The following is a 13974-nucleotide window of genomic DNA, read 5'->3' as shown; positions in this document are numbered from 1 at the left end:
GGACCGGTCACAATTTGTAGGCGCGGCGGGCGAGGCCGACCGTCAGCTCGTGCGCCAGGTCCGCCGCTTCCCAATCCTCCAGCCGATGCTCCGCGACCAGCCGCGCGAGGAACGCGCAGTCGACCCGTCGCGCGGCATCGTGGCGCGCGGGAATCGACAGGAACGCGCGGGTATCGTCGTTGAAGCCGACGGTATTGTAGAAGCCCGCGGTTTCGGTCGTCATCTCGCGATAACGGCGCATTCCCTCCGGCGAATCGTGGAACCACCAGGCGGGACCGAGCCGCAGGCAGGGATAATGGCCCGCGAGCGGCGCGAGTTCGCGTGCATAGGTCGATTCGTCGAGCGTGAAGAGGATCAGCGTCAGCGCGGGCTCGTTGCCGACCGCGTCGAGCAACGGCTTGAGCGCCCCGACATAGTCCACGCGCACGGGGATGTCCGCGCCCTTGTCGCGGCCATGGCTGGTGAACAGCGCGGCATTGTGGTTGCGGAACGATCCGGGATGCAACTGCATCACCATCCCGTCCTCGACGCTCATCCGCGCCATCTCGGTCAGCATCTGTGCGCGGAACAGTTCGGCGTCCGCGGCGGTCGGCGTCGCGCCGGTGACGCGGGCGAACAGCGCTTCGGCTTCGGTCGCGGAAAGATTCGCGGTTCTCGGCGTCGCATGGCCATGGTCGGTCGCGACCGCGCCGGCCGCGCGAAAGTCGGCGCGCCGGCGGCGGTGCGCGGCCAGATAGCCGCGCCAGCTCCAGACGTCCTCGCCAGTAAGGTCGGCGAAGCGCGCCATCGCCGGGCGGAACGCCTCATGCTCGACGTCGATCACGCTGTCGGGACGGTACGTGGTGATGACGCGGCCGGACCAGCCCGACCGCTGGATGGCGTGATGCGCGTCAAGGTCCGCTTCGGCGCCTTCTGTCGTGGCGAGCACTTCGATGCCGAAGCGGTCGAACAGCGCGCGCGGGCGGAAGGAGGGGGTGGCGAGCAGTTCACCGATGCGATCGTAATAATGGTCCGCGGTTGCCGACTCCAGCTGGACGTCGAGCCCGAGGACGTCGGCAAAGGCATGGTCCAGCCACAGGCGCGACGGCGTGCCACGGAACAGGTGATAGTGCGCGGCGAAGGTACGCCATGCCTCACGCGGATCGGTCGCCGCGGCGCCTTCGCGCGACGGCACACCCAGAGCGGCGAGCGGCACGCCCTGGCTGTACAGCATGCGAAAGATGTAATGGTCGGGCGACAGCAGGAGCTCGGTGGCGTTGCGCCAGGGTTCGTCGCTCGCGAACCACCGCGGATCGGTGTGGCCGTGCGGCGATACGATCGGCAGCGCGGCGATGCTGCGATAGAGGTCGCGCGCGATTCGACGCTGGGTCGGGTCGCTGGCGAACAGGCGATCCTCGTGAAGCACCAAGAGCCGGGTCATATGGCCCCGCCGTCGCGCGATCGTGCCATGGCTATTCACCTCCCCTTCGTCTTTCTCTAGCCTAGCGGCCGCAAACTTGCTTTACCAGTGACAAGATTGGTTAGACAAGTAGGTGGGGAGGGCAAACGAGCGTGACACGGATCGTCGTCGTAGGCGAAGGCATGGTCGAACTGGCGCGCGCGCCGGCTGGCGACGATTGGCGGCTTGGATCGGCCGGCGACACCCTCAATACCGCCGTGCATCTCGCGCGGCTGGGGATGCCGGTCGCGTTCATGACCGCGCTCGGCAGCGACGCGTTCAGCACGGGCTTGCGCGACGCGTGGGAGGCGGAGGGACTCGACCTGTCGCTCGTACTCACCGACCCGGACCGAAGGCCGGGGCTGTATGCGGTCACCAACGACGCCACCGGAGAACGCCATTTCACCTATTGGCGCGATACCAGCGCGGCGCGCCGCCTGTTCGATCTGTCCGGGATCGCAGCGGCGAGCGCATCGGCGGCGCGCGCGGACCTGCTGGTCTTCTCGCTGATCTCGCTCGCGATCCTGTCGCCGACCGCGCGTGCGGCGCTTCTCGATCTGGGCCGTGCGGTCCGCGGTCGCGGCGGACGCGTCGCCTTCGACGGCAATTACCGACCGGCGTTGTGGGCCGACGCCGGCGAGGCCCGGTCTGCGCATGCCGCGGCGATGGCGATCGCCGATATCGGGCTTCCCTCGTTCGATGACGAGGCCGCGCTGTTCGGCGATGCCGACCCCGCCGTCACGTTGGCGCGCTGGCACGACGCGGGCGTCGCGGAGGTGGCGCTCAAATGCGGTGCGCAGGGCTGCTGGGTCGGTTCGCGATTGTCTCCCCCGCCGCACGTTTTGGTCCCCGTTGATACCAGCGGCGCCGGAGATGCGTTCAACGCCGCCTATCTTGCCGCGCGGATGGCCGGGATCGCGCCGCTGGCGGCGGCCGAACGGGGCCATCGGCTGGGCGGCTGGGTGGTGACGCGGCGCGGCGCGGTCCCCGCGCTCGACGCGGCAGCCCCATACGCCGATTTGCTCGCAACGGGTCACGCGACCGCAGGGGATTAGGCCGCGCGTCGGTCCGCGTGGATCCCCGGCGTCGCGCGGCCTATCGGCCGCCCGGTGTCCTGTGCGCGTAATAGTCGGCGAGCACGGCGAACGCCTGCTTGCGCTGGCCGGTTTCGGAGATCAGACCCTTGCGGTTCCAGCCCTGCTGGAAATCGGGATTCTGCCGGCGTGGTGACCGGAAATCCTTGAGGATCCACGGCGACATGCCGCGCAGCGTCGGGATGCGATCCGCCATCGCCAGCGTCTGGCGATAATAATCGGCCTGATATTCCTCGCTGAATTTCTGCAGGTGCGCCGGGTCGTGGAAGCCCGCCTTCGCATCGGCGCCGAATTCGGAGAATAGGAGGGGCTTGTCCGCCGGCACGCGCCACTCGCTGCCCGGCAGGTCGGCGAGCCGATCGGGCGAATACCAGCCATTGTAGGTGTTGATCGCGAGCACGTCGAGCTTCGCGGCTAGCGGATCGGCCATCGTCATGACGGGGTGCGTCGCATCGCGGTCGCGCTCGACCAGCAGCGCGGCGCTGACCAGGCGGCTGTCGTCCAGCCGGCGGACGTCGTCGACCAGGGTCGTCAGAAAATGGTTGCGCTCGGGCGTCACCGGCGTTTCGTTCGCCACCGACCAGATCGCGATCGAGGCGCGGTTGCGGTCGCGCAGGATATTCTCGGCGAGCATGTTGCGCGCGGTCGCCAGCGTGTCCGGGTTCGACCAGGCGACGCGCCAGTAGACGGGCACCTCGCTCCAGACGATCAGGCCGAGTTCGTCGGCGGTGCGTGTCATCACCTCGCTGTGCGGATAGTGTGCGAGGCGGACGAAATTGCCGTGCAGCCCGTCGCGAATCTCGCCGAGCAGCGCGCGCGCCGCGGCGGGGGTGATCGCGCGGGTGGGATCGGTGCCGATCTCCTCCTCATGCAGCGAAATGCCGCGCAGGAACAGCGGCCGGCCGTTCAACAATATCTCGCTGCCGCGTACGGCGACGGTGCGGAATCCGATGCGATCGCGCCATATGTCGTCGCCCGCGGTCAGCGTGACGTCGTAGAGCCTGGGCGTCTCGGGCGACCAGCGCTTGAGGCCGCGCGGCATGGCGACGTCGGCGTGGAAATGCCCCTGCGCGTCGGTGTGCCCCGCCAGCGTCACGCGCAGCTCGGGGATGCGCAGCGTCACGGCGCGGTTCCCGGCCTCTGGACCGTCGAGCTTGGCGTCGACCGCGATCCGGCCGGCGCGGGTCAGCCGCACCCACGCATCGTCGACATAGGTCGCGGCGGTGTGGATCAGGCGCACGGGGCGCGTGATGCCGCCGTAATTCTCCCAGTCGGTGACGGGCGGCGGCACGGTCGTCTCGGTCGCCTGCGAATCGACGCCGATCGTGATCTGGTTGTCGCCGTCGCGCAGCAGCTGCGTCACTTCGAACGCGAAGGGCGTGAAGCCACCTTCGTGCCGTCCGAGCGGCTTGCCGTTCAGATAGACCCAGGTCGCATAATTCGCCGCGCCGAGCCGGATGAAATAGCGCCCGCTGCGCTGGGCCGGCGCGGGGAAGGTGCGCTGGTACCACATCAGCCCCTGATAATAGCGCAGCTCGGGCGCCTCGGTCAGCCACGACGAGGGCAGGGTGGTGATCGGCGAATTGGGGAGATCGACCTCGTACAGAACCCGGTTGTCTGCGGCCATTTCGCGCCGCACGTCACCTTCGCGGAAGCGTTGCTGGCCGCGATCGGGCATCTCCCCGTGGAAGCCATAAAGTCCGGCGCGGAAGGGGTCGATCGAATAATGCCACGGCCCGGAAAGGTCGGTGCCGTCGCGCAGGTCGGCGCTGGTCAGCAGCGGCTGATCCGCGACGCTCGCAAGCGGCAACGGCACCGCGGGCGCGCGCTCCTGCGCCTTCAGCAGCGTCGCCGGCATCGCGGCAAGCGCCACCATACCACCCAGCAGCGTGCGTCGTTTCATCCGCCTCTCTCCCTTCCGTTTCAGCCGTCGAGCGCGGCCGCCATACCCCGTTCCAGTCCGCGCAGCTCGGCGAGCCCGCGCATCCGTCCGAGCAGCGAATAGCCCGGGTTGGTATCCCGCCCGAGATCGTCGAGCATCTGATGACCATGGTCGGGCCGCATCGGGATGCTGCGCCCCTCGCGACGCTGTAGCGCGACGACCGCGCGCATCACGTCGACCATGGCCGCATCACCCTCCAGATGCGCCGCCTCGTGAAACGCGCCGTTCGGCTCGCGCTGTACCGAGCGAAGGTGGAGAAAGCCGATCCGCGTGCCCAGCCGCTCGACCATGCCGGGCAGGTCGTTGTCGGCGCGTACGCCGAACGATCCGGTGCACAGGCAAAGTCCGTTCGCAGCGCTAGGCACTTTCGCGAACAGATCGGCGACATCGGCTTCGGTGCTGACGACGCGCGGCAGGCCGAAGATCGGGAAGGGCGGGTCGTCGGGATGGACGACGAGGCGGATGCCGTGCTGCTCCGCGACGGGGCATACCGCCTCGAGGAAAGCGACGTGGTTCGCGCGGAGCTGCGCGGCGTCGATCCCGTCGTAGCTGCCGACCGCGGCCAGGAAGTCGGCGTCGGTAAAGCTCTCCTCGCTGCCCGGCAGCCCGGCGATGATCGTGCGCGACAGCCGGCGCCGCGCATCGTCGTCCATCGCGGCGAAGCGGCACGCGGCACCTTCGACCATCGCGGGCGCATAATCATCCGCCGCGCCGGAGCGGCCGAGGATGTGGAGGTCGTAGGCGGCGACCGCCTCCTGCTCGAAGCGCAGCGCGCGCGCGCCGTCGGGCAGTTCCCAGGCGAGATCGGTGCGCGTCCAGTCGAGCAGCGGCATGAAGTTGTAGGTGACGACGCTGACCCCGCCCGCGGCGAGGTTGGCGAGGCTGGTCCGGTAATGGTCGATCAGCCGGTCCCAGTCCGCCCCGCGACGCTTGATGTCCTCATGCACCGGCAGGCTCTCGACCACGGTCCAGCCGAGGCCGGCCGCCTCGATTTCCGCGCGGCGGACGCGGATGGCATCGAGCGTCCACACGTCGCCGTTGGGCACCTCGTGCAGCGCGGTGACGACCTCGCGCGCACCGGACTGACGGATGCCCTGCAACGAAACCGGGTCGTTCGGCCCGAACCAGCGCATCGTCTGTGTCATGAACATCGGTTACTCGCCTTCCCGACCGTTGGCGGGCGTTTGTACCTCGAACGACATGCCGGCGCGCTTGCTCGGCTGAAATCCCTTCCAGATTGTCGATGCCGGCGCGCCGGGGCTGTACCCCGCATAGCGTCCGGCCGGTGCGGTCGCCCACACGCCCGTATCGGAATCGGTGGTCAGGCCGTCGATATAGGCTGCCTTTGCGGCGTCGTCCTTGACGTAACGGGCGAGAAACGCGGTGATGAAATGCGTCTGGATGGCGATCAGCCGGTCCTTGCGCCACACGCCGTCCTCGAACCAGTCCTTGTCCCAGAACGTGTGCGTCATGCTCGCGGGGGCACCGATCAGCGCGATGCTGTGCGCAGCCTCGCGGAAGGTCAGCAGGTAACGGCGCGTGCGCGACGCCTCGCTGAAGAGCGTGCGGACACCGGGGTCGTAGCCGACGACGCGATCCTGGCTGCCGACGATGAACAGGATCGGCGCCGTTACCGACGTCATGCCACCGTCTGCCCATAGCGGAAGATTGCCGAGTATGCGCGGCGGCGCGATCGAGACCACCGCCTTCAGCCCGGCGACCTTCAGCTCGCCTGCGCGCGGGGCGCCTGCGACGAACGGCGCCAGGACGCGGCGCGTCGCCGGCTCCAGTTGCGGCGCGAGCCGACCGCCCGCCGCCGCAAGCACGCCGTAACCGCCCATCGAATAGCCGACGAGCGCGGTCCGGTCAGGATCGGCAGCGGCGAGCGGCCCGTCACCGGCGCGGGCGCGGCGCTGCGCCTCGGCGGCGACGAACACGATGTCGAGCGGGCGGCGCGCGAGCGGCCCCGCCATGGACGCGAGCGTCCGCAGCGAGATCGGCGGATCGCCGAACGCCGGGGCGACGACGACATAGCCCTTGCTCGCGAGATTTTCGCCCAGCCAGGACATGACCTCGGGCGTGTTGCTGCCGCCGTGCGCCAGGATGATCAGCGGGAAACGACCCGCCGCGACGCGAACCCCGGGCGTGGCAAGACCGGGGATGTCGAACGCGACGGGCTTCGTATCTTCGCCGGGCAGGGCAGTCCGGTACGTCGTGCCCCCGCCCGCAGCCGCTGCGGGATACCAGATTTTCACCGCGAGGCGCCGGTCCGCCACGACCGGCTCGGACCCGTCGGGTAGAGGATAAAGCTGCCCCGGCTGGACGAAGGTCGCGTCCGCGACCCCGATCGGATAGGCCCCGAGGGCGGCGAGCTCGGGCGCGTCCACGCCCGACCGTGCCGGTGCGTCGGCCATCGCCGCCCCGATCGGCGCGAGCGCAAGGCCCGCGGCCGCCACCGTCGTGATCCACCGTGTCATGCGTCGTTTCCCTCCAAACACGCCGCTATCCTTACGAAAGCGCGTGCCTGTCGCCTTCTTCAGAAATTCAGGCCGACGCGAATGCCGCCGTATCGGCGGAAGTCGCGCGGCAGCACCGCCTGCGTCGCGATGTTGCCACCAAAATTGCCTGCGGTGTTCACCAGCGACCCGTAATATTGCTTGTCGAACAGGTTGTTGACGAACGCCACCACTTCCCAGCGGCGGTCTTCGTCGCGCACGCCCAGGCCGATGTTGACGATGTGATAGGCCGGCTGAAACGTCTCGGGATCGCGGGCCTGGAAGAACAGGCTGCTTTGATATTGCCAGTTGAACTGCGCGACGCCGCGCAGATTGCCGCCCAGCGAGGGCGAATAGTCGCCGCCGACGTTGAACTTCCATTCCGGCGCCTGAACGGCGCGCGTGCCGGTCAGGTTCTGGCGCGTCGGCGTTCCGGTGCAGCCCAGCGCCGCGGTTTGCAGCGGATAGCATTGCGCGACCGGGAAGTCGGTGTAGGTCGCATCGAGATAGGTGACCGCGCCGTTCAGGCTGATGTCGTTGCCCAGGCGCAGCGAACTTTCGACTTCGACGCCGCGCGTGCGCAGCCGGCCGACGTTGGTCAGGCGGAAGTTGGACGTACCATCCGCCAGCGTCTCGATGGTCTGCGCCTGCAGATCGCGATAGCTGGTGTCGAACAGCGTGACGTTCAGCGTCAGCTGCCGGTCGAAGAACTGGCTGCGGATACCCAGTTCCTTGTCGCGCGAGCGCTCCGGACGGATCGGGCCGGCGGCGGCGCGGTTCTGGTTGAAACCGGTCGTCAGATCGTAGGTCTGGCCCTTGTAGCCCGTGGCGTAGGTGAAGAAGCCGTTGATATCGGGCGTAAAGTCGTAACGCGCGCTCAGTCGATAGGTGGCGGCGGTGTCGTCGGCGCTGCCGGCGTAGCTCGTGTTCGCCAGATTGTCGCGGAAGGTGTAGGAGACGCGTTCGTTCTGGACGCGCGCACCACCGGTCAGCGTCAGCCCGTCGACCACCGTCCAGTCGGCCTGGGCGAAACCGGCGACCTGGCGCGATCGCGCCGTCGCATACCAGTTGGCGAGCGAGAAGGACGGACCGCGGAAGAACGGCCGCTCGAAATGCGTGCTCGCCGCATAGACGCCGAGCGTGTAGCGGAAGGGCAGCTCGCTGGGCGATTGCAGCCGCAATTCCTCGGTAATCTGCCGCGACTTGAACTGGCCGACCTGAATGTTCGCTCCTTGCGGAGCGGTCGAGGCAGTGTCGTCGTGATCGAGGTAATCGTACAGATGAAACTTATCGTACGAGGTGATCGAGATGAGGTTCATCGATCCCAGGCCGAGTTCGCCGCGGATGTAACCGCCGCCGCCCTGGTACTTGGTGCGCGAATCGTAATTGTTGGCGATGTCCTGATTGTCCGGTCCAACGACGACGCCGGGAAGGACCACTGCCGGCGTTAGGCCTGCGATGCCGCGCAGCTGGGCGTTGGGGCCGAAGCGCAGGAACGGGCGGCCGACATCGGTGTTGCCGTTGATGTAATTGGCGGAGATGGTCAGCGACGCGTCGTCGGTCGGCCGCCAGCGCAGCTTGCCACGCAGGTTGATCGACTCGCGGCCGTTCACCGTCTTGTCGTTGACGAGGTTGTGAACGTTGCCGTCCCAGAAATTGTACGCGGCGGACACCACGTAGCCCAGGTCCTTGGCCGCCGGACCGGACACGCTGAAATTCGCGCCGCGTTCCTGGTCGGTCGTCACGACGGCATTGGCGCGTACGCGCAACGTGTCCGTCGGATCGCGCGTGATCAGGTTGACGAGGCCTGCCGACGCGGACTTGCCATAGAGCGTGCTCTGCGGGCCGCGCAGCACCTCGATCCGCTCGACGTCGGGCAGATCGGTGAAGGCGCGCGCCTGGAACGCCAGCGGCACCTCGTCGACGAGCACCGCGACGCTCGATTCGACGCCAATGCCGAACGCGAACGTGCCGACGCCGCGCAACGAGATGTTTGAATTCTGCGGCTGCTCGGCGGGGCGCACGACCAGCGACGGCGCGAGCTTACCGATATCGCTGAAGTTGCGGACGCCCGCGCTCGCCAGCTGCGCCGGCGCGATCACCGACACGGCGAGGGGCACCTTTTGGATGTTTTCGGCGCGCTTGCTGGCGGTGACGATGATGTCGCTGGTGTTGACGGGGTCGGACGCGATCTCTCCAGCGGGGGCAGCGGGCACGCTCTGGTCCTGAGGCGCCGGCGTACCGGGCGTCTGGCCGCCGTTTTGCGTGGCATTTTGTGCGAACGACGGCTGCGCGACGCCCATAATCGCGGCGGCAAGCGCCCAGCGGCACACGGTGTTTGCAAGACCCATCTGGCCCTCCCCTGTTATCGATCGGCGCGACTCAGGTCGGGCCATTGCCAGCTTCGCTACATATTGGTCAGGCCAAATGCAAGCAGTTCCTTGATCAATAGGTCAGGGGTGCGTCTTGCCGTCGATGACGCGCGCTGATAGCCCTTCGACCATGATCTTTTCTCTCCCCGATGCCGGCCCGGCCAGCGATGGCCGCAAACTCTATCAGCAGGTCGCGAGCGCGGTTGCCGATGCGATCCGTCGGGGCGACTTCCGGCCCGGGCAGCGCATCCCCTCCGAGCGCGAGCTTGCCGACGAATATAAGGTCAGCCGCCCCACGATCCGCGAGGCAATGATCGCGCTGGAGGTGCTGGGCGTCGTCCGCTCGCGCCAGGGATCGGGCATTTTCGTCAGCGAAACGCCGCCCGGCGACATGCCGATGATCGGGCTGGATATCGGCGCGTTCGAGCTGACCGAGGCGCGCCGGCTGTTCGAGGGGGAGGCGGCGGCGCTGGCGGCGGTCAGCATCGACGATGCCCAGCTCGCCCAGCTCGAAACGCTGATCGGGGACATGGAGCGGGAAAATCGCGCGCACGTTAGCGGTGAGCACGCCGATCGCGAATTCCACCTGACCATCGCCCGCGCGACGAAAAATTCCGCGGTGGTCGACGTGATCGAATCGCTGTGGGACGCGCGATACCGCTCGCCTTTGTGCAAGCATATGCTCGATCGCGCGCGCAGCGTGGGGGTGCAGCCGCGGATCGACGAGCATCAGGACATTCTCGCCGCGCTGCGTGCCCGCGATCCGCAGGCGGCGCGGCGTGCGATGCGCGATCATCTGGCGCGCGTGATCGAGGGGCTGCTCCATGCGACGGAAACGGACGCACTCGAACGCGCGCGTGCCGAAGTCGAGGAGAAACGCTCCGACCTCGCGCGACGCGTCGCGATCTAGGACGGTTCCCGACGGGGCAGCGGTTCGGCACCGCCGCCGATCGAGCGTGGCTGGACCGGTGCCTATTCAGACCCGAACGGTCAGACCGCGGCGGCCGTCGATCTCGACGGGTTCGCCGCCCCGCACCTCCAGCGTGCGCGTGTCGCCCGGGGGCAGCAGCAGCGTGACGGTACGATCGCCGGGCGTACCCTCGCAGGCGACGGAAAGCCGCACGTGCGTCGCATCCGCGTCGCCGGCAACGACCCAGCGCCAGGGCGCGGCGTGGCCGTCGCCTTCGTCCTCCAGCGCATCCGCTGCGAAGGCGCCGGTGCGCGGCGGAAACAGCCACATCCCGCGCCGCATCGGCTCCGGCCGCCAGCCGCCCGCCGCGAGGTCGACGAGCATCGCCGAACCGGCGCGGGCCAAGAGCAGCGGCGGGCCGTAGAGCGGCGCCGCAAGCCGCGCCGTCTCGCCGCCACGGATCGTCCGGCCGTGCCAGATGTCGATCCAGTCCGCGCCGGCGGGCGGCCGCACGTCGCGCTCGCCCGCGCCCTCCTCGACAACCAGCGGCACGAGCAGGTTCGGACCCAGGAGATGGTCGTCGCTTTCCAGCCAGGCCTGCGGATCGTCCGGGAAGTCGAGCCATGTCGGCCGCACGATCGGCGCATAGTCGCGATGGTAGCGCAGCATCAGGTCGTAGAGAAACGGCGCCAGCGTCTGGCGCAACGCGAGCAGGCGGCGGATCGCTGGCGTCGCCTGCGGGTACATCCACGGTTCGTTGACAGTGCGGTCGTCGTTCCAGCTGTGGATGGAGAAGCGCGGCATGAGCACACCCGCCTGCACCCAGCGCACGAGCAGTTCCAGCGATGGGGCGGGGCCGGAAAAGCCGCCGACATCGTCGCCGCTGTTCGAGACCCCCGACAGCGCGAGACCGATCGCCTGGCGCGCATTGTATCGCAGCGTCTTCCATTCGGTACGATTGTCGCCGCTCCACGTCTGGGCGTAGCGCTGCAGCCCGGCCATTCCCGAGCGGGTGACGACGTACGGCCGCTCGTCCGGCCGCGCCTCCGTCTGCGCGCGGCGCGAGGCGCGGGTCATGAGGAGCGGCATGACCGGGCGCATCGCCGCGGCGGGTCGCGGCGTGCCGAACCCGGTCAGCCGCGCGCGCGCGTCCCACAGCTCATATTCGTTGTTGTCGTTCCATGTCGCGACGATGCCGTGATCGAGAAGCGCGGATTTGACCTGCGCCCGCCACCAGTCGGCGGCGGCGGGATTGGTGAAGTCGATGTAACTGCCGACCTCGTCCCAGAACTGTGCCTCGACCGGATGGCCGTCGGCATCATTGACGAACAAGCCGGCGGCGGCGACCTCGTCGTAGCGCGGGTGGCTGCGCAGCAGCGCCGGCTTGATGTTCGGGACGAGCCGTACGCCCGCATCGGCGTAGCTCGCTACGAAGCCGGCGGGATCGGGAAACTTGTCGCGGTTCCAGTGGAAGACGTAGCGCTTGTCGCCAATCGACGTATAGCCCGACGACAGGTGGAACGACGTCGCGCCCATGTCGTGCCCGGCCAGCTTGTCGAGAAACCCCGCCATCTGCGCCGCCGCGTCGGGCGCATCGGTATAGGTCATCGTCGAGCCCGAATAGCCGAGCGACCAGCGCGGCATCAGCGCGGGCCGCCCGGTCAGCCAGGTGAACCGCCGCGTCACGCTGAGCGGATCCGGCCCCGCGATCATCCACAGGTCGATGTCGCCCATGTCTGCGACGACATGGCGATAGAGGCCGTGATAATTGTCGATTTCGCGTCCCAGGTCGACCGCGATATCGGCGCTGTTGTCGTAGAATTCGCCGTGGCAGCGGCCATCGGGATCGGCGACGAGCAGGTAGGGGATCGACTTGTAGAGCGGGTCGCTGCTTTCCGCGTCGAACCCCATTGGGTCGACGTTGGTCAGCCGGAACGCGCGGCCAGCGCGGTCGCAGTCGCCGGTCCTGTCGCCGAGGCCGTAGAAGCGCTCCCCCGGGCGCCGCGCGAGATAATGGTGGGCGCGCCCGTCCCACCAGCCGAAGTCATAGGCCTGCGTCGGGCGGTCCTCCGCCATCAGCCGCCACGCGTCGCCATCGCATTGTTCCCAGCGGCAGCGTAGACCGCGAAGCGCGATCTTCACGCGCAGCCGTGGCGTCGACAGCGTGAGCATGCCGTCCTGCTCGACGACGCTGAAATCGGGGCAGGCGAAGCCGCTTACGTCCATACGGTCGCGGCCCGGATCGGCGATATCGTCCGCACCAGGGGCGATCGCCCAGCTCGGCGGACTGGTGACGGTGCCGTCGGCGAGCAGCAGCAGCCGGGCGACATCCTCCTCCAGCACGAACAGATGCGCGACAGCGCCGGTATCCGCGGTCAGCGTCAGCCGGCCGGGCGCGCGGCCCGACACGGCGAACAGCGGCGGGTTGGAAAGGGTGGCGCGTCTCATCGGGCATCCTTGGCGCGGGAGAGGAGGGGAATGCAGGCGATCAGCACCGCGGCGCCGACGAGGTCGAATAGCGAAAGCGCGGCGAACAGCGGCGCGTAACCGGTGACGTCGGCGAGCTGACCGATCAGCAGCGAGAACAACAGGCCGCCGGTCCACCCGGCCTGTCCGATGAAGCCGTTCGCCTTGCCGACCTCCTCGGGCCGGAAGACGTCGGCGGACAGCGTGTTGATGAGGACGGAGATCATCTGGTGCGCGAAGCCGCCGATGCTGAACAGGGCAATCGCCATGAACGGGCTGTGCACCCAGCCGATTAAGCCGGGTGCGATCATCAGCAGCGCACCGACGGCGACGCCCGCGACGCGCGAGGCGACCAGCGACAGCTTCATGCGGTTCATCAGCAATGGCGACAGATAGCCGCCGAACACGCTGCCGAAATCGGCCGCGAGGAACGGCAGCCACGCGAACAGCGCGATCTGCTTCAGATCCATGCCGCGCTCGGTCACGAGGTAGAGCGGGATCCAGAAGCTGAACGTCTGCCACGCCGGCTCGGCGAGGAAGCGGGGGACCGCAAGCGCCCAGAAACGACTGCTGCGCACGATGTCCCGCGCCCGCGCCGGCGCGACCGGCGGCGGGCGATCGGCGGCGATCAACGTCGCCTCCTCGGGCGTGATCGCTGGATGCGCCGACGGACTGCGATAGAAAGCCCACCACAGCGCCGCCCAGACCAGCCCGATCGCGCCCGTGACGACGAACGCCATTCGCCAATCCGCCCAGAGCGACACGGCGACCACCACCGGCGGCGCGATCAGCGCGCCGAACGACGTGCCCGCGTTGAACCAGCCGACCGCGACGGAGCGCTGGCGCGCCGGAAACCATTCGGCGATCGCCTTGATGCCGGATGGCACGGCCGCCGATTCGGCGAGGCCCAGCAAGCCCCGGAAGAACGCCAGGCCGAGCCAGCCGGCGGCAAGCGCGTGCAGCATATTCGTCAGCGACCAGGCGATGCCGAACAGTGCGAATCCGGCGCGCAGGCCGATTCGGTCGACGATCGCGCCCGCGATCGGCTGACCGATCGTGTAGGCGAGCTGGAACGCGCCGACGACATAGCTGTATTGCTGCGTCGTCATCGACAGCGTCGTCTTCAGCTCCGGCGCGAGCACGCCCAGCGAATTGCGCGCCAGATAATTGGCGATGGTGCCGAGACAGATGAGCCCGACGATCCACCAGCGCAGATTGACGATCCGCCGCATGACCCCTCCTTTATTTTTCTTACCA

The 13974-nt window shown here is 68.3% G+C and carries 9 protein-coding genes; 2 read left to right on the top strand and 7 right to left on the bottom strand.

The window, feature by feature from the left end; all coding sequences use genetic code 11:
- Positions 1-7: 7 nt before the first annotated feature.
- Entirely contained in the window at positions 8-1420 is a 1413-nt protein-coding gene (uxaC, locus tag DM480_RS01820) for a glucuronate isomerase (RefSeq protein ID WP_115377292.1), read from the bottom strand.
- Between the two features lie 161 nt (positions 1421-1581).
- On the opposite strand from uxaC, the gene DM480_RS01815 reads away from it, so the two are divergent.
- On the top strand, positions 1582-2493 hold the full coding sequence (locus DM480_RS01815; RefSeq protein WP_232834174.1) for a sugar kinase: 912 nt from the start codon (positions 1582-1584) through the stop codon (positions 2491-2493).
- 40 nt (positions 2494-2533) lie between these two features.
- Here the strand turns inward: DM480_RS01815 and DM480_RS01810 are convergent, their stop codons facing one another.
- From DM480_RS01810 to DM480_RS01795, 4 genes are read right to left on the bottom strand one after another with little or no spacing between them, the layout of a single operon-like run.
- A complete protein-coding gene (locus tag DM480_RS01810) occupies positions 2534-4435 on the bottom strand; it encodes a glycoside hydrolase family 2 protein (RefSeq protein WP_232834081.1) in 1902 nt (633 codons plus the stop codon).
- A 20-nt stretch (positions 4436-4455) separates the two neighbouring features.
- Entirely contained in the window at positions 4456-5619 is a 1164-nt protein-coding gene (gene uxuA / locus DM480_RS01805) for a mannonate dehydratase (protein WP_232834080.1), read from the bottom strand.
- Positions 5620-5628: 9 nt separating this feature from the next.
- Positions 5629-6951 carry an alpha/beta hydrolase family protein gene (locus DM480_RS01800; protein ID WP_115377289.1) on the bottom strand — a complete coding sequence of 441 codons (1323 nt, stop codon included), beginning with the start codon at positions 6949-6951 and terminating at the stop codon, positions 5629-5631.
- A gap of 59 nt (positions 6952-7010) precedes the next feature.
- Complete coding sequence (locus tag DM480_RS01795) at positions 7011-9320, bottom strand: TonB-dependent receptor (RefSeq protein WP_198665872.1); 2310 nt, start codon at positions 9318-9320, stop codon at positions 7011-7013.
- Between the two features lie 151 nt (positions 9321-9471).
- Here DM480_RS01795 and DM480_RS01790 point away from each other — a divergent pair, with 151 nt between their 5' ends.
- Positions 9472-10251 (top strand): FadR/GntR family transcriptional regulator, encoded by a 780-nt coding sequence (locus DM480_RS01790; protein WP_115377288.1) that lies wholly within the window; start codon positions 9472-9474, stop codon positions 10249-10251.
- 66 nt (positions 10252-10317) lie between these two features.
- Here the strand turns inward: DM480_RS01790 and DM480_RS01785 are convergent, their stop codons facing one another.
- Positions 10318-12699 (bottom strand): glycoside hydrolase family 31 protein, encoded by a 2382-nt coding sequence (locus tag DM480_RS01785; RefSeq protein WP_115377287.1) that lies wholly within the window; start codon positions 12697-12699, stop codon positions 10318-10320.
- Positions 12696-13949 (bottom strand): MFS transporter, encoded by a 1254-nt coding sequence (locus tag DM480_RS01780; RefSeq protein WP_115377286.1) that lies wholly within the window; start codon positions 13947-13949, stop codon positions 12696-12698. The genes DM480_RS01785 and DM480_RS01780 overlap by 4 nt, the downstream gene beginning before the upstream one ends.
- Between the last annotated feature and the right edge of the window lie 25 nt (positions 13950-13974).

This window comes from Sphingomonas sp. FARSPH, assembly GCF_003355005.1.
Taxonomy (GTDB): Bacteria; Pseudomonadota; Alphaproteobacteria; order Sphingomonadales; family Sphingomonadaceae; genus Sphingomonas.
The sequence above is the reverse complement of the archived record's forward strand: the minus strand, read 5'-3'. Positions and strand labels throughout refer to the sequence as shown.

Bases quoted from the DNA above. Each gene is read 5' to 3' on its own strand.
- uxaC (WP_115377292.1), bottom strand. From the start codon at position 1,420: ATGACCCGGCTCTTGGTGCTTCACGAGGATCGCCTGTTCGCCAGCGAC.
- DM480_RS01815 (WP_232834174.1), top strand. From the start codon at position 1,582: ATGGTCGAACTGGCGCGCGCGCCGGCTGGCGACGATTGGCGGCTTGGA.
- DM480_RS01810 (WP_232834081.1), bottom strand. From the start codon at position 4,435: ATGAAACGACGCACGCTGCTGGGTGGTATGGTGGCGCTTGCCGCGATG.
- uxuA (WP_232834080.1), bottom strand. From the start codon at position 5,619: ATGACACAGACGATGCGCTGGTTCGGGCCGAACGACCCGGTTTCGTTG.
- DM480_RS01800 (WP_115377289.1), bottom strand. From the start codon at position 6,951: ATGACACGGTGGATCACGACGGTGGCGGCCGCGGGCCTTGCGCTCGCG.
- DM480_RS01795 (WP_198665872.1), bottom strand. From the start codon at position 9,320: ATGGGTCTTGCAAACACCGTGTGCCGCTGGGCGCTTGCCGCCGCGATT.
- DM480_RS01790 (WP_115377288.1), top strand. From the start codon at position 9,472: ATGATCTTTTCTCTCCCCGATGCCGGCCCGGCCAGCGATGGCCGCAAA.
- DM480_RS01785 (WP_115377287.1), bottom strand. From the start codon at position 12,699: ATGAGACGCGCCACCCTTTCCAACCCGCCGCTGTTCGCCGTGTCGGGC.
- DM480_RS01780 (WP_115377286.1), bottom strand. From the start codon at position 13,949: ATGCGGCGGATCGTCAATCTGCGCTGGTGGATCGTCGGGCTCATCTGT.